The 13629-nt window shown below is 68.0% G+C and carries 16 protein-coding genes and 1 tRNA gene; 12 read left to right on the plus strand and 5 right to left on the minus strand.

What is annotated here, in order from left to right; all coding sequences use genetic code 11:
• The first annotated feature begins 197 nt into the window (after positions 1-197).
• Positions 198-572 (plus strand): DUF2917 domain-containing protein, encoded by a 375-nt coding sequence (locus SY91_RS23375; RefSeq protein WP_011547194.1) that lies wholly within the window; start codon positions 198-200, stop codon positions 570-572.
• Between the two features lie 171 nt (positions 573-743).
• On the opposite strand, the gene SY91_RS23380 is transcribed toward SY91_RS23375, so the two are convergent.
• Complete coding sequence (locus SY91_RS23380; protein ID WP_006480752.1) at positions 744-1022, minus strand: hypothetical protein; 279 nt, start codon at positions 1020-1022, stop codon at positions 744-746.
• 785 nt (positions 1023-1807) lie between these two features.
• On the opposite strand from SY91_RS23380, the gene SY91_RS23385 reads away from it, so the two are divergent.
• A complete protein-coding gene (locus SY91_RS23385; RefSeq protein ID WP_006480751.1) occupies positions 1808-3109 on the plus strand; it encodes an NCS2 family permease in 1302 nt (433 codons plus the stop codon).
• Between the two features lie 234 nt (positions 3110-3343).
• Here SY91_RS23385 and SY91_RS23390 read toward each other — a convergent pair whose 3' ends face one another.
• Together SY91_RS23390 and SY91_RS23395 are read right to left on the minus strand one after the other, a co-directional pair.
• Entirely contained in the window at positions 3344-3631 is a 288-nt protein-coding gene (locus tag SY91_RS23390) for a DUF1488 domain-containing protein (RefSeq protein WP_006480750.1), read from the minus strand.
• A 239-nt stretch (positions 3632-3870) separates the two neighbouring features.
• On the minus strand, positions 3871-4146 hold the full coding sequence (locus SY91_RS23395; RefSeq protein ID WP_023477572.1) for a DUF2964 family protein: 276 nt from the start codon (positions 4144-4146) through the stop codon (positions 3871-3873).
• 184 nt (positions 4147-4330) lie between these two features.
• Here SY91_RS23395 and SY91_RS23400 point away from each other — a divergent pair, with 184 nt between their 5' ends.
• The 8 genes from SY91_RS23400 to SY91_RS23435 all read left to right on the plus strand — a co-directional run bounded on the left by SY91_RS23400 (position 4331) and on the right by SY91_RS23435 (position 9744).
• Positions 4331-6235: a sigma-54-dependent Fis family transcriptional regulator gene (locus tag SY91_RS23400; protein ID WP_023477571.1), complete on the plus strand. Its 1905-nt coding sequence runs from the start codon at positions 4331-4333 to the stop codon at positions 6233-6235.
• An 89-nt stretch (positions 6236-6324) separates the two neighbouring features.
• A complete protein-coding gene (locus SY91_RS23405; protein WP_006480747.1) occupies positions 6325-6627 on the plus strand; it encodes a 2Fe-2S iron-sulfur cluster-binding protein in 303 nt (100 codons plus the stop codon).
• 56 nt (positions 6628-6683) lie between these two features.
• Positions 6684-7178, plus strand: a complete 495-nt coding sequence (locus tag SY91_RS23410) for an SRPBCC family protein (RefSeq protein ID WP_043888509.1) — start codon at positions 6684-6686, stop codon at positions 7176-7178.
• A 92-nt stretch (positions 7179-7270) separates the two neighbouring features.
• On the plus strand, positions 7271-7648 hold the full coding sequence (locus tag SY91_RS23415) for a DUF2946 domain-containing protein (protein ID WP_043888505.1): 378 nt from the start codon (positions 7271-7273) through the stop codon (positions 7646-7648).
• 290 nt (positions 7649-7938) lie between these two features.
• Positions 7939-8304: a copper resistance protein CopC gene (locus tag SY91_RS23420; RefSeq protein WP_034175194.1), complete on the plus strand. Its 366-nt coding sequence runs from the start codon at positions 7939-7941 to the stop codon at positions 8302-8304.
• A 64-nt stretch (positions 8305-8368) separates the two neighbouring features.
• Complete coding sequence (locus SY91_RS23425) at positions 8369-8818, plus strand: copper chaperone PCu(A)C (RefSeq protein WP_043888508.1); 450 nt, start codon at positions 8369-8371, stop codon at positions 8816-8818.
• Positions 8819-8847: 29 nt separating this feature from the next.
• Positions 8848-9021 carry a hypothetical protein gene (locus tag SY91_RS23430; protein WP_006486739.1) on the plus strand — a complete coding sequence of 58 codons (174 nt, stop codon included), beginning with the start codon at positions 8848-8850 and terminating at the stop codon, positions 9019-9021.
• A 93-nt stretch (positions 9022-9114) separates the two neighbouring features.
• Positions 9115-9744 carry a LysE family translocator gene (locus SY91_RS23435; RefSeq protein ID WP_023477567.1) on the plus strand — a complete coding sequence of 210 codons (630 nt, stop codon included), beginning with the start codon at positions 9115-9117 and terminating at the stop codon, positions 9742-9744.
• Between the two features lie 15 nt (positions 9745-9759).
• Here the strand turns inward: SY91_RS23435 and SY91_RS23440 are convergent, their stop codons facing one another.
• The gene (locus SY91_RS23440) at positions 9760-11073 is read right to left on the minus strand and encodes a leucine-rich repeat-containing protein kinase family protein (protein WP_023477566.1); all 1314 of its coding nucleotides are present in this window, start codon (positions 11071-11073) and stop codon (positions 9760-9762) included.
• Positions 11074-11217: 144 nt separating this feature from the next.
• Here SY91_RS23440 and SY91_RS23445 point away from each other — a divergent pair.
• Positions 11218-11302, plus strand: a tRNA-Leu gene (locus tag SY91_RS23445).
• A 74-nt stretch (positions 11303-11376) separates the two neighbouring features.
• Here the strand turns inward: SY91_RS23445 and SY91_RS23450 are convergent.
• The gene (locus tag SY91_RS23450) at positions 11377-12249 is read right to left on the minus strand and encodes a LysR family transcriptional regulator (protein ID WP_023477565.1); all 873 of its coding nucleotides are present in this window, start codon (positions 12247-12249) and stop codon (positions 11377-11379) included.
• A gap of 138 nt (positions 12250-12387) precedes the next feature.
• On the opposite strand from SY91_RS23450, the gene SY91_RS23455 reads away from it, so the two are divergent.
• The gene (locus tag SY91_RS23455) at positions 12388-13629 is read left to right on the plus strand and encodes an MFS transporter (RefSeq protein WP_043888504.1); all 1242 of its coding nucleotides are present in this window, start codon (positions 12388-12390) and stop codon (positions 13627-13629) included.

Raw genomic sequence — 13629 nt, forward strand, 5'->3', positions numbered from 1 at the left:
CGTTCGCATGCCTACGTTCAAGCTCGTCGCCATCGCGATTCATTGCCCGGTGAACATTCGAAAGAATGGATCACGGGAGGCGCTTGTGCGTTAGCAATCGAGCAGTACCGCATGTCACACAAGGCCTCGCCGGAAACGGATGAGGCCTTTTTGTTCTGGTGCACGTCATCCGTCCGGCTCACTGAATGGAGCAGACGATGGACCAGGCAAGCCCGCTGTTCGAACGCCGCGATCGGCGCCCCGCCGGCACGATCGCATTACCGACCGTCGTGATCCGTTTCGCGGTCGCGCCGCGCACGACGATGACCTGGCGCGCGCCGCAGGACGCGGAGATCCGCGCGCACGGCGCGGCGCTGTGGATCACGCGCCCGCCGAATGTCGACGATTACTGGGTACAGCCCGGCGACGTGCTGCGCATCGCGCGCGGCGAGCGCATCTGGCTCGGCACCGATGCCGACCGGTCGGCCGAAGCGACGATCACGACCGCGTACGTGCGGCGCGGCGAACGCGTCAGGCGCATGCTCGCGCAAGTGCAACGTTTGCTCGTCGGGATAGGGAGAAGGAGCGGATGAGCGGCGCGCCGTTACGCGTGCGTCAAATACACGACACGCGCAACGGCCGCGACCGGAAACGGACGCACCCGCGGCGCAACGCGTCGCGGGTGCGCATCGAAGGACGCGGCACGCCGGTGCGTGCCGCGAGCGATCGCGCGCCGTGCGCAGCGAGAGGATGCAGCAGGTGCATCAGGTGCTGGCGGCGAGACGCGGGCCCGTGCTTCGTGGAGTGGAATCGAGGTCGGGACGTTGCGCGGCCTGCGAGGTCACCCAGGGATCGATGCCCTGTTTCTGCACCTCTTCGAGGAATGACACACGTGTGCGCCAGTAATCCGCCTGTAATTTCGCATCGATGACGCGCTGTTCGGCTGCGAACAGTTCCATGCGCGCCGTCACGAGCATCGACGCAGCGGTTTTTTCCGGCGTGGGGGCGTGTCGCATCGCCCAACGGCTGATCCAGTTCAACATGCTGACCTCCGTGATTACGGACGAACCCGCATCGGGCAATCGCAACCGGCCGTGCCTGCCCAAACGCGCAACGACCTTGACCGCCATTCACCGCCTGGCCTGCACGGACTGCGACTCCCCCGCATCGGCAATGACCGGCCGGCGTGTGCATGCGCGGTGTATCTATCCTAGAAAGACTTGCCGGTTTACGCGATGGGGTCTTGCAATCTTTTACACAGAAACCACAGTCGCGCCCGCATCGCGAAATGACGGTTGCGGACGGGACGGCTTCGGCGCACGATAACCCGATCCCTGCACGCGCCTGGACTGACGAATGGCCGCGGCACGCCGCTGCCGCGCCGTGTATCCGCGCCGGCAGCACACGTGCGGACATGCGCACCCGCCACCTGCACCGCGTTCGTGCAGCATGCGGGCGCTCCGTTTCAGTCGCATGTCATCGTGCACCGCCCGCGCGCGACGCAGCCGGCGTGCCGTTGCGCACGCATCCGCCCGCCTCCCCGCGCCGCCTCCCGTCGTTTCCACCGCTCCCGCCGTTTCAGCCATTTCTGCCGGCCCGTGCCGCGCGAACCGGTAAAATGCGCGCCTTCGCCGCACGGACGAGCCGCCAGACCGTTCGTGCGCAGACAACCGATCGTGCCCTCCCACTATATCGTCCGAGCTATCCGCGCTATTACAATCCGCCGATAGCCGGACAATAGTGGCTGGTTACAGTTAGCCGGCCGCGCTGCCTGTACAACAATTCGGCACAACAATCAACACGACAACCCGACCGGAGAAACGCCTTCATGGAATCCATCAAGCGGTATTTCGGCTTCGCTGAAGCCGGCACCGATTTCCGCACCGAAATACTCGCGGGCGTCACCACGTTCCTGACGATGGCCTACATCATCTTCGTCAACCCCGCGATTCTCGGCGACGCCGGCATGCCGAAGGAATCCGTGTTCGTCGCGACCTGCCTCGTCGCGGCGCTGGCATCGATCATCATGGGGCTGTACGCGAACTACCCGATCGCCTGCGCGCCCGGCATGGGCCTGAACGCGTATTTCGCGTACACGGTCGTCAAGGGGATGGGCTTCACGTGGCAGGCGGCGCTCGGCGCGGTGTTCATCTCCGGCTGCCTGTTCCTGCTCGTCACGCTGTTCCGCGTGCGCGAGGCGATCGTCAACGGCATTCCGAAATCGCTGCGGATTTCCATCACCGCCGGCATCGGCCTGTTCCTCGGCATCATCTCGCTGAAGACGTCGGGCGTGATCGTCGGCAACCCGGCCACGCTCGTCACGCTCGGCGACCTGCACAAGCACGAGACGATCCTCGCGATCGTCGGCTTCTTCACGATCGTCACGCTCGACCACCTGCGCGTGCGCGGCGCGATCCTGATCGGCATCATCGGCGTGACGATCCTGTCGTTCTTCTTCGCCGGCAACCAGTTCCACGGCGTGTTCTCCGCGCCGCCGTCGATCGATGCGACGCTGTTCAAGCTCGACATCGGCGCCGCGCTGTCGACCGGCATCATCAACGTGATCCTCGTGTTCTTCCTCGTCGAGCTGTTCGATGCGACGGGCACGCTGATGGGTGTCGCGAATCGCGCGGGGCTGCTCGTCGAAGGCAAGATGAACCGCCTGAACAAGGCGCTGCTCGCCGACAGCACGGCGATCGTCGCGGGCTCGGTGCTCGGCACGTCGTCGACCACCGCGTATATCGAAAGCGCGTCGGGCGTGCAGGCCGGCGGCCGCACCGGCGTGACGGCCATCACCGTCGCGGTGCTGTTCCTCGCGTGCCTGTTCATCGCGCCGCTCGCCGGCGTCGTGCCGGCGTACGCCACGGCGCCCGCGCTGCTGTACGTGTCGTGCCTGATGCTGCGCGAAATGGTCGAAGTACCGTGGGACGATGCGACGGAAGCCGTGCCGGCCGCGCTGACCGCGCTGCTGATGCCGTTCACGTACTCGATCGCGAACGGCGTCGCATTCGGCTTCATCGCATACGGCGGCCTCAAGCTGCTGACGGGCCAGGGACGCACGGTCAAGCCGATCGTCTGGATCATCGCGGCCGTGTTCCTGTTCCGCTTCTTCTATCTGGGCAGCGAGTAAGCGAAGCGCATCGCACGATGAAACGAAAAAACGCCACCTTCGGGTGGCGTTTTTTTTCGCACGATTGTTCCGTGATCCTCAAGAAGCGACGCGCATGACTGCACCGACGTTCAGGCCACCCCGCCCGGCCCGCATACGAAAATGCCGCCCGACTCCGCCGAACGGCATTGCATGAAGGCCACGTCCGCGCGTGCGCCGCTCGCGTGCGCGCGCCGCCGGACGAGCGTCGTGTCGTCAGCGCCAGTTGGCCTCGTAGAAGCGCACGTAGCCGCTGCGCAGCGTCACGCATTGCGCACGCGTCTCCGACAGCAGGCGCCGCGCGGCCGCCTCGATGCGCTCGCGGTGCTGGTCGAATGCGCCGACCATGTCCTCGAAGCGCGGCGATGCCGCGCCGAAGTGGTCTTCCAGCGCCTCGGCGGTGATCTGACACTGGACGCGCTCGCCATTGACCAGTGCCGTGAACGCCAGCATCAGGTCACGCCCCGAATACTCCGGCTTCTCGTTCGTGAAATGGATCTGCATGGAGCCGCCTCGACCGGTAGAAAACGAATGACCGCGTCCGTCGTCCGCTACCGGCCGGACGAAATGTACGCGGGCTCGCCGGCGGAGGCCCCGGCCGCGGAGTGTGGCGCGGTCGATGCATGCCGGTTGAATTCCACTTTAGACGGTTTCGCGCGGGACACAAAAATTTCGGTGTGCGTCGTTCCGACGCGCATTTCGTCTGATCTGCGCGGCATCCGGCACCGTTTCGCCAACGGCCGTCAGTGCGGATCGGTCGGCCAGACGTTGAGCGCGATCGCGGCGGTCGTGACGCCCACCGCAATCGCGGCCGCCCCGTATCTCACCGCATCGGTCAGATCGAACAGCAATCCGTGGATCGCCACGGCAATGCCGCCCAGCATGATGAAAGTGGCGATGGCCGCCAGCACGACTCTCAGTTCCGCCCGAACCATGATGCGTCTCCCGAACGGATGCATGTCGCGTCGCATGCATGTTGCACTGCGGAACACGGCGCGTGCGTGCTCCATTTCCATCATTGCAGGCGGGCGCCTGAAAGCAAGGGGATTTTGTCGGCAGTCGCGCATCGCACGTGGCGCTTGTATGATGATGCGTACCCGGACGGTCGGCTGTCGCGCCGAATGGTGCACCGCGAGCGGAGCCGCACTCCGCCGCCGATTCCGATCCGGTCGCCCCGACGGCCCCGGGAACAGGAGACAAACCATGCCGCAACCCTACGTGCTGCCCGCCACCACGGGTCGCACCGACCTGCTCGCGCAGGCGCATGCGCGTTCGACCGCGGTCGGCCTGCGCGCGCACGAACGCCCCGATTTCTCGCCGCTGTCGCGCATCGCGCTGCGCGAACTGCTCGACACGAACCACACGCTGTTCTCGCACGCCCGCCCGGTGATGGAGGACCTCCACGCGCAGATCGCCGAAACGCAAAGCCTCGTGCTGCTGACGGACGCCGACGGCGTGATCCTGCACAGCATCGGCGACGCGGACTTCATCGAGAAAGCCAACCGCGTCGCGCTATGCAACGGCGTGTCGTGGGCCGAGGGCGCGCGCGGCACCAACGCGATCGGCACCGCGCTCGCGTCGGGCCAGGCCGTGGTCGTGCACGGTGCCGAACATTTCCTGCGCGCGAACCACATCCTCACCTGCGCGTGCGCGCCGATCGTCGATCCGTTCGGCCGCACGCTCGGCACGCTCGACGTGAGCGGCGACCCGCGCGGCGCCAGCCCGCATACGCTCGCGCTCGTGCGGATGTCGGCGCAACTGATCGAGAACCACCTGTTCGCGAACCAGTGCGGCGAAGCGCTGCGGCTGCGCTTTCACGCCCACGAGGATTGCGTCGATTCGCTGTTCGCCGGCCTCGTCGCGTTCGGCCCCGACGGCGGGCTGATCGCCGCGAACCGCAGCGCCCAATTCCAGCTCGGCGCATCGTTCGATGCACTGCAGCATCAGGCCAGCGACGCATTGTTCGGCATGCGCTTCGGCCAGCTCGCGCAGCAGGCCGCGCGCGCACCGGGCGCCACGTTCCGCCTCACGCTGTCGACCGGCGTGCGCGTGCTCGCGCGCTGCGAATTCCCGGAAGCGCAGAAAGCGACCGTCGCCGTCACGCCGCCCGCGCCGGCCTCACGCGTGCGTGCACCGGACCCCGACGCGATCACGTTCGCGACGCTCGACACCGGCGACGCGCGCATGGCCGCCGTGCTCGAACGCGTCGCGAAGATCCGCGGGCGCGACCTGCCGCTGCTGATTCTCGGCCAGACCGGCACCGGCAAGGAATGGCTCGCCCGCGCGCTGCACCAGGCGTCGCCGCGCGCGGACGGCCCGTTCGTCGCGGTCAACTGCGCGGCGCTGCCCGATTCGCTGATCGAGGCCGAACTGTTCGGCTATGAAGACGGCGCGTTCACCGGCGCGCGCAAGCGCGGCAGCCCCGGCAAGATTGCGCAGGCCGACGGCGGCACGCTGTTTCTCGATGAAATCGGCGACATGCCGCTCGCCCAGCAGGTGCGGCTGATGCGCGTGCTGCAGGAGCGCGCGGTGATGCCGCTCGGCGGCGCACGCGCGGTGCCGGTCGACGTGCGGGTGGTCTGCGCGACCCACCGCGACCTGCGCGCGATGATCGCGGAGGGCACGTTCCGCGAGGATCTGTTCTACCGGATCAACGGGCTCGCGGTCACGCTGCCGGCGCTTGCCGCCCGCACCGACCTGCCGGCGCTCGTCGAGCGCATCCTCGCGCGGCTCGCGCGCAGCGAGCCGATGCCGCGCCGTCTCGCGGCCGACGTGCTCGATGCGTTCGCGCGCCACCGCTGGCCCGGCAACCTGCGGCAAATGACCAACGTGCTGCGCACGGCCGGCATGCTCGCCGAAGACGAAACCGAAATCACGCTCGCGCATTTGCCCGACGATTTCTGGCTCGACTGCGACGATGCGCCGGCGGCCGACACGCCAGCCGTATCGCCCGCGTCGCCTGGCAGGCGCGAAGGCACGACGCTGCAAAGCCATCAGGCCGCGATGATCGACGCGGTGCTCGCGCGGCATGGCGGCAACGTATCGGCGGCCGCGCGCGAGCTCGGCCTCGCCCGCAATACCGTGTACCGGTATCTGCGGCGGCACTGACGCCCACGGCGGGTAGCTGGCGGCCGTGGGCCGCCGGCGGGTTCGGGTATGCTTGGCGCGTTGCCGCCGAACCGCCGCCCGCTTCAGTCATGACCGATCCAGATCACCCGCCCCTCGTGCGCATCGAGCCGCTCGGCGCGACCTTCGACGCGCCCGATTCGCTCACCCTGCTCGAAGCCGCCGCGTTCGCGCGCGTGTCGCTGCCGCGCTCGTGCCGCAACGGCACGTGCCGAAGCTGCCTTTGCCGGATCGTCAGCGGCAGCGTACGCTACACGATCGAATGGCCGGGGCTCTCCCGCGAGGAAAAGGCCGACGGCTATACGCTGCCGTGCGTGGCCGTCGCGACGTCGGACCTCGTGCTCGACGTGCCCGACGCGGTCATGCTCGACTAGACGCGGCGCGCGACCGCGCGTCGTCCTGCAACGCTCGATCCTGCATGGAGAACGTGATGGTCCAGCCAACCGATCGCATCGAAAAACAGACGCTGCTCGCCGCGTCGCCCGACCGCGTCTGGGCAGCCGTGAGCAATTCCGGCGAATTCGGCCAGTGGTTCGGCGTGTCGTTCGACGGCCCGTTCGAAGCCGGCCAGTCGCTGTTCGGCCGCATCACCCCCACCCGCGTCGACGACGACGTCGCCAAGGCGCAGGAGCCCTATGCGGGCACTGTGTTCGAAATCGTCGTCGACCGCATCGAACCCAGGCAACTGTTCTCGTTTCGCTGGCATCCGTTCGCGATCGACCCGGAATTCGATTACGCGTCCGAGCCGATGACGCTCGTCACCTTCACGCTCGCGCCGCAGGCCGGCGGCACGCTGCTCACGGTCACCGAAACGGGTTTCGACCAGTTGATCGAAGCGCGTCGCGCGACGGCGCGCGACATGAACGACCAGGGCTGGGCCGCGCAGATGACGCTGATCGCGAAGTACCTGGCGCAGCCCGCGTAGCGCGCCGCGATGCCGCACGTCGGTGCCGGCCGGCGAACCGGCGTGCGTGGCATAATCGGCCGCATCATCGTCCACCCGCCGCCGCGCATCGCATGCTGAGTCGTCGCCTCCGGAAGATCGGCAGTCTGATCGGGATGCTCGCCATCCTGATGACGGCGCTCGTGCCGACGATCTCGCAGGCGCTGACCACGCAAGGGCGCGTCGACGCGCTGCTGGCCGGCTACTGTTCGTCCGCGCCGGCCGCCGGCACGCCGTCCGCCGATGCGGCGACGAAAAGCCTGCAGGCTCATCTCCACGCATGCGGCTACTGCAGCCTGCTTGCCCATACCCCCGCGCTGCCCGCCCCCGAACTGACGTTCGCGGCCCGCGTGCACGCGATCGAGCATCGCGCGGCCACCCGCTTCGAAAGCCTGCGCCGCACGCAGCCGCTCACGGCCGCACAACCGCGCGCCCCGCCGTTCACGTCCTGATCCGTCGTCATTACGCGTGATGCCGTCGTGCATCACGTCGCCCGCGCACGCCGCCCGCGTGCGCGACGTGTCACGTTTCGAAGGACGATCATGTCGCACCCTGTCGCGTACGGCGTCGTGCCGCGCGCGTGGTTGGCCGTCTCCGGTTCGGATCGCCGCGCCGGCATTCGCCCGCATGCGAATGTCCGGTGTCGCACGTCCGCGCCGACGGCGCGCCGCATCGATGCCGCTCGCGCGGCCGTCCGTCGAAGCCGTTTTTTTCATCCGATTCGTCACTCGCTCATCCAGCCATGAAAACCGCTACTTTCATTCGCGGCGCACTCGCCGCACTCGGCTTCGTCGTCATCCACGCCGCGCATGCGCACGCGCTCCCGAAAACGCAGGACCCGGCCCCCGACGCCACGCTGTCGAGCGCGCCGCCCGCGGTCACGATCGAGTTCGGCGAAGCGCTCGAGCCCGCGTTCAGCTCGATCGCCGTGACCGACAGCCACGGGCAGTCGGTCGTCGACGGGAAGTCGGCCGTCGATGCCGGCAACCGGAAGCGGATGCACGTCGCACTGGCGAGCCTGAAGCCCGGCACCTACACGGTCGCATGGATCGCGGTGGCCAGCGACGGCCATCGCACGCACGGCCGCTACGCATTCACGCTGAAGTAACGCATGTCACGCACGCGATGCGCATCGATGCCCGCGGCATCGCACCCAATCAGGAGAACGCATGATGAAACGCTCGATTCCGACCGGCCTGCTCGTGACGCTGGCGCTGGCGCTGCACGCCACCGCCACCTTCGCCGCGTCGACCATCCAGGCCGACGCATGCTGGATTCGCACGATGCCGGCGACGGTGCCGTCGTCCGGCTACTTCACGCTGAAGAACCACGGCGACGCGCCCGCGACGCTGACCGGTATCGACACGCCCGCCTACGGGATGGCGATGGTGCATGAAACGCAGACGAGCGGCAGCACCGCGAAGATGGTGCACGTCGACTCGGTCGTCGTGCCGGCGCACGGCTCGGTGACGTTCAAGCCGAAAAGCTATCACGTGATGCTGGAGGAGCCGCGCCAGGCCGTCGCGCCCGGCGCGAAGGTGCCGTTCCGGCTGCACTTCGCGGACGGCTCGACCGTGTCCGTGACCTGCGACGCGAAGGCGCCGACCTACGCCGGCCAGTAACGCCGCTCGCCTCACGAAAGGAGACGCACATGAAAGACCGCCTGCCGCTGGCCGACCTGATCGTTCGCTACCGGACGCCGCTGAATGTCGCGGTGCTGATCGTCTGCGGGTTATGGGCCGCCTGGATCGCGTGGATGACGCGGCCTGCCGCCATCGATACGCCGCCGTCGATTCCCGCGTACTGCATGCGCGACGCACGCTGACGCGAAGGCACGGTTCCGGCGGCGGCCCGCGCCCTTATTGGCGTGGCATCATCGCTTCATCCCGACCGCTGGAACCGCCCTCCGGAGCGCCGCATGTCCGTTCAGACCTGGATGCTGTTTGCCGCAGCCTATCTCGCCACGACGCTGTCGCCGGGGCCCAACGTGCTGCTCGTGATCCGCAACACGGTGCGCTACGGCGCGCACGGCACCGCCGCGACGATCGCCGGCAACCTCGTCGCGCAGGGCATGGTCGTGCTGCTGGTCGCACTCGGCGTCGGCGCGGTGCTGGCCGCGATGCCGCCGCTGTTCGTCGCGATGAAGGTGATCGGCGCCGCGTATCTGATCTTTCTGGGTGTGCGGCAGTTGCGCGGCGAGCGCAAGGCCGCCGCATCGAGCGGCGCCGCGGAGATCGCCGTGCCCGATCGACGGAAGCTGTTTCGCGAAGCGCTGTTCGTGTCGGGCAGCAATCCGAAGACGATGATCTTCCTGTCCGCGTTCATGCCGCAGTTCATCGTGCACGACCGTCCGCTCGCGCTGCAGTTCGTCGTGATGTACGCGACGATCGCCTGCACGGTCGTGGTCGTTCACAGCGTCTATTCGGCCGGCATGCGCCGCCTGCATCGCGGCTTCGACATGAGCCGCGCGGTGCGCGCGCTCAAGCGTGCGAGCGGGCTGCTGTTCGTCGGGCTCGGCATCAAGCTGCTGACCGCGCGGCAGGCATGAGCCGGCGGCCACCCGTCAGCGCATGCGCGCGGCCAGCGCGGCCGTGATCTCGTCGAACGACGGCCGCGCATCGACGTCCTCGTTCACGCAGGCCGCCGCCAACGCATCGAGCGCGCCGGCGTGCGGTTCGCAGCGCTCGAGCAATTCGCCGAGCAGACAGCCGAACGCGCGTACTTCGAGCCGTTCGAACCTTGCGCCGCGCGTGCGCTCGTTCGCGTCGTACAGCGACGCCGCGCCGAAATCCCCGAGCAGCGCGCCGCCTGCGCCGTCGTGCAGGATGTTGTGCGCATACAGGTCGCCATGCATGATGCCGCGCGCGTGCAGATGGCCGGCGACCGACGCGATGCCGTGCGCGATCCGCAGCGCTTGCGCCGGCTCGAATCTCGCATCGGCGGCATAGACGTCGCGCGTGCAGGACGCGAAGCTCGGCGGCCCGGCGAGGTTCGTCAGCGCGGGATCGACCAGTTCCATCACCAGGCCGTGCGTGCCGTCCGGATGCCCGCGCAGCTTGCCGATCACCGGGATCAGGTTCGGATGACCGCCGGCATGCAGGCACGCGGCCATTTCGCAATCGGGCAGGCCGTCGCTCGTCACCGCACCCTTGAACAGCTTGACCGCGACCGTGCGCGGCGGATGGCCGTCCGCGCGCCACTGCGCTCGGTAAATGACACCCGACGCGCCCTCGCCCAGTTTCTGTTCGCATGACAGCGCGGCCCAGTCGATCTCCGCGACGTCCGGCCCGGCGGACGCCGCGGCCTCCGGCACCGCGCCGAACGGGTTGCCGGCCACGGCGAGCCACGCAAGGCGCGGCAGGCGCGGCAGCCAGCCGGGCAACGCGTCCAGCCGGTTCGCCGACAGGCGCACCAGCTCCAGCGCACGGCAGGCGGCCATTTCCGCGGGCAGCGCGCGCAGCCGGTTGCCGGCCAGCATGAGCTTCTGCAACCGAGAACAATCGCCGATGTCGGCCGGCAGTTCCTCGATTGCGTTGTCGGTCAGGATCAGCCAGCGCAGCGCACGCGGCAGCGCGCCGCGCGGCACGGTGTGAATCGAGTTCGCCTTGAAGCCGATCATGTCGAGTTGATCGCACGCGCCGAGCACGTCGGGAAAAGCGGTGAAGCGATTGCCCGACGCGAACAGGATGCGCAGGCGATGCAGCCGCGGCAGGTCGTCGGGCAGCGCGGACAACGCATTGCCGGTGAGGTCGAGCACTTCGAGCGTGTCGGCCAGATCGAAGATCTCGCGCGGAAATTCGGTCAATCCGCACGCGAGCTTGAGTTGCCGCGCGCCCGACAGTTGTCCGGCCTGCAGTTGTTCGAGGGTGTGGGTCACGGGGAGAAAAACGGGTGGCGGTTGCGGGGACCCGTCGGGTCGATCGAACGAATTCTACCGGGATCGATCGCGTGCCCCTACATGAGCTTGTCATACCCCCTTCACAAATGCGGAATGTGACGTTAGAATTGCGCCCCTTGCAGTGCCGACGTGGTGAAATTGGTAGACACGCTATCTTGAGGGGGTAGTGGCGAAAGCTGTGCGAGTTCGAGTCTCGCCGTCGGCACCAGATGCGTTTTCCTCGCATTCCAGCATTTCCGAAACCCGCGACAGCAGATGGCTTCGCGGGTTTTTTGTTTTCAGCTACGCCAACAACAGAAAATTCCGCACCACCGCGGACGGCTCGTCGCAGCGCGACGCGATGGCCAGCCTCGCGCGAAACCGGTTACCCGCGAACGGCCGGTACACGACGCCGGGCACCTGCACCTGCGTAATCGCCTTCGGCACGACCGACACGCCGAGCCCGGCCGCCACCAGCGTCACCGCGGACGCCATCTGCGGCGCCGGTTGCGCCATGCGCGGCTCGAACCCGGCGGCCTGGCACGCAGCGACGATGTCGTCGAACAGCGCGCCGCCGGCCGCACGCGGCACCTGCACGAACGACTCGTCGGCCAGCTCCGCCAGCTCGATGCGCCGGCGCTGCGCCAGCCGGTGCGCGACGGGCAGCGCGACGAACATCGGCTCCTCGTCCCAGTCGGCTACCCGCAGCGTCGCGGCGATGCGGCGCTCGGGCCGCACGATCGCGACGTCGAGGCGCCCGGCCTCCAGCGCTTCCAGCAAAACGCCCGACGTCGCTTCCTGCAACGTCAGCTCGGCATCCGGAAACGCCTCCCGAAAGCGGCGAATCAGATCCGACACTTTCGGATTGAACGCGGCCGTCCCGGTGAAGCCGACCCGCAGATGGCCGGTTTCCCCACGGGCGGCGCGCCTGGCCGCCCGTGCCGCGCGCTCGGCGTCGTCGAGTACGCGTCGCGCCTCTTCCGCGAACACTTCGCCCGCCAGCGTGAGCTCGGCGCCGCGCGCGGTCCGCTTGAACAGCTCCACGCCGAGCTCGTTCTCGAGCGCCTTGATCTGCTGGCTCAACGGCGGCTGGCCGATGCCGAGCGTTTCGGCGGCCTTCGTGAAATTCGACGCGGCCGCGACGGCCAGAAAGTAGCGGAGATGCCGAAGTTCCATGCGTGACGTGACCTCGCGGTGAGTCGGATTGCCTGTCAGCCAGTGTTAAAACATATGACTGCGGTTCATTTCATATATTGGACATATACATGACCGTGCGCAAGAATTCGTGTATTCCGTCGCACATCGAGTGCCTTCATGTCCTCCGCTTCGATTTCCCGCTCCGTCCCCGGCACGCAGAACAGCGCGCCCGATGCGCTGCCGGCCGGCGTATCCCCGCGCTCGGCCGCGTACAAGCGCATCGCGTTCGCGCTGTTCCTCGCCGGCTTTTCCACTTTCTCGCTGCTGTACTGCGTGCAGCCGCTGCTGCCCGCGTTCGCCCATGAGTTCAACGTCGGCGCGGCGTCGAGTTCGCTCTCGCTGTCGTTGTCGACCGGAATGCTCGCGGTGTCGATCCTGTGCGCCGGCGCGCTGTCCGAACGGGTCGGGCGGCGCGGGCTGATGTTCGCGTCGATGACGCTGGCCGCGCTGTTCAACCTGCTCGCCGCGTGGTCGCCGAACTGGCACCTGCTGCTGGTCTGGCGCGCGCTCGAAGGCTTCGCGCTGGGCGGCGTGCCGGCCGTGGCGATGGCCTATCTCGCGGAAGAAATCGCCGCCGACGGGCTCGGCTTCTCGATGGGGCTCTATGTCGGCGGGACCGCGTTCGGCGGCATGATCGGACGGATCGGGATGAGCGCGCTCGAGGAGCACTTCTCGTGGCGCACGGCGATGCTGTCGATCGGCGTCGTCGACCTGCTCGCGGCGATCGCGTTCGTGATGCTGCTGCCGGCCTCGCGACGCTTCGTGAAGCGCACCGACCTGACGCTGCGTCACCACCTGCGGCTGTGGCACGCGCAACTGCGTCATGCGCGCCTGCCGTTCGTGTTCGCGATCGGCTTCCTCGTGATGGGCGCGTTCGTGACGATCTACAACTACGCCGGGTTCCGGCTCATGGCGGCGCCGTTCAACCTGAGCCCGACCGCGTGCGGGCTGATTTTCGGCGCATACCTGTTCGGGATGGTGTCGTCGTCGAGCGCCGGCGCGCTCGCCGATCGCCTCGGACGGGCGCCGGTGCTGGTCAGCGGCATCGTCGTGTTCGCGGCGGGCCTCGCGCTGACGCTGTCGCACTCACTCGCCGCGATCGTCGTCGGCATCGTGCTCGTGACGATCGGCTTCTTCGTCGCCCACTCGGTCGCGAGCGGCTGGGTCGGCGCGCTCGCGGGCGCCGCGAAGGGGCATGCGGCTTCGCTGTATCTGCTCGCCTACTACGTCGGGTCGAGCGTGCTCGGCTCGGTCGGCGGCGCGTTCTGGCAACGCGGCGCGTGGACGAGCGTCGCCGCGTATGTCGCGGTGCTGCTCGTCATCGCATTGCTGGCCGCGCGGCGCTTGAGTCGCCCTTGA

This window comes from Burkholderia cenocepacia (assembly GCF_014211915.1).
Classification (GTDB): domain Bacteria; phylum Pseudomonadota; class Gammaproteobacteria; order Burkholderiales; family Burkholderiaceae; genus Burkholderia; species Burkholderia orbicola.

What these genes read in the sequence shown, in the direction of transcription:
- SY91_RS23375 (WP_011547194.1), top strand. Translation starts at nt 198, where the DNA reads ATGGACCAGGCAAGCCCGCTGTTCGAACGCCGCGATCGGCGCCCCGCC.
- SY91_RS23380 (WP_006480752.1), bottom strand. Translation starts at nt 1,022, where the DNA reads ATGTTGAACTGGATCAGCCGTTGGGCGATGCGACACGCCCCCACGCCG.
- SY91_RS23385 (WP_006480751.1), top strand. Translation starts at nt 1,808, where the DNA reads ATGGAATCCATCAAGCGGTATTTCGGCTTCGCTGAAGCCGGCACCGAT.
- SY91_RS23390 (WP_006480750.1), bottom strand. Translation starts at nt 3,631, where the DNA reads ATGCAGATCCATTTCACGAACGAGAAGCCGGAGTATTCGGGGCGTGAC.
- SY91_RS23395 (WP_023477572.1), bottom strand. Translation starts at nt 4,146, where the DNA reads ATGATGGAAATGGAGCACGCACGCGCCGTGTTCCGCAGTGCAACATGC.
- SY91_RS23400 (WP_023477571.1), top strand. Translation starts at nt 4,331, where the DNA reads ATGCCGCAACCCTACGTGCTGCCCGCCACCACGGGTCGCACCGACCTG.
- SY91_RS23405 (WP_006480747.1), top strand. Translation starts at nt 6,325, where the DNA reads ATGACCGATCCAGATCACCCGCCCCTCGTGCGCATCGAGCCGCTCGGC.
- SY91_RS23410 (WP_043888509.1), top strand. Translation starts at nt 6,684, where the DNA reads ATGGTCCAGCCAACCGATCGCATCGAAAAACAGACGCTGCTCGCCGCG.
- SY91_RS23415 (WP_043888505.1), top strand. Translation starts at nt 7,271, where the DNA reads ATGCTGAGTCGTCGCCTCCGGAAGATCGGCAGTCTGATCGGGATGCTC.
- SY91_RS23420 (WP_034175194.1), top strand. Translation starts at nt 7,939, where the DNA reads ATGAAAACCGCTACTTTCATTCGCGGCGCACTCGCCGCACTCGGCTTC.
- SY91_RS23425 (WP_043888508.1), top strand. Translation starts at nt 8,369, where the DNA reads ATGAAACGCTCGATTCCGACCGGCCTGCTCGTGACGCTGGCGCTGGCG.
- SY91_RS23430 (WP_006486739.1), top strand. Translation starts at nt 8,848, where the DNA reads ATGAAAGACCGCCTGCCGCTGGCCGACCTGATCGTTCGCTACCGGACG.
- SY91_RS23435 (WP_023477567.1), top strand. Translation starts at nt 9,115, where the DNA reads ATGTCCGTTCAGACCTGGATGCTGTTTGCCGCAGCCTATCTCGCCACG.
- SY91_RS23450 (WP_023477565.1), bottom strand. Translation starts at nt 12,249, where the DNA reads ATGGAACTTCGGCATCTCCGCTACTTTCTGGCCGTCGCGGCCGCGTCG.
- SY91_RS23455 (WP_043888504.1), top strand. Translation starts at nt 12,388, where the DNA reads ATGTCCTCCGCTTCGATTTCCCGCTCCGTCCCCGGCACGCAGAACAGC.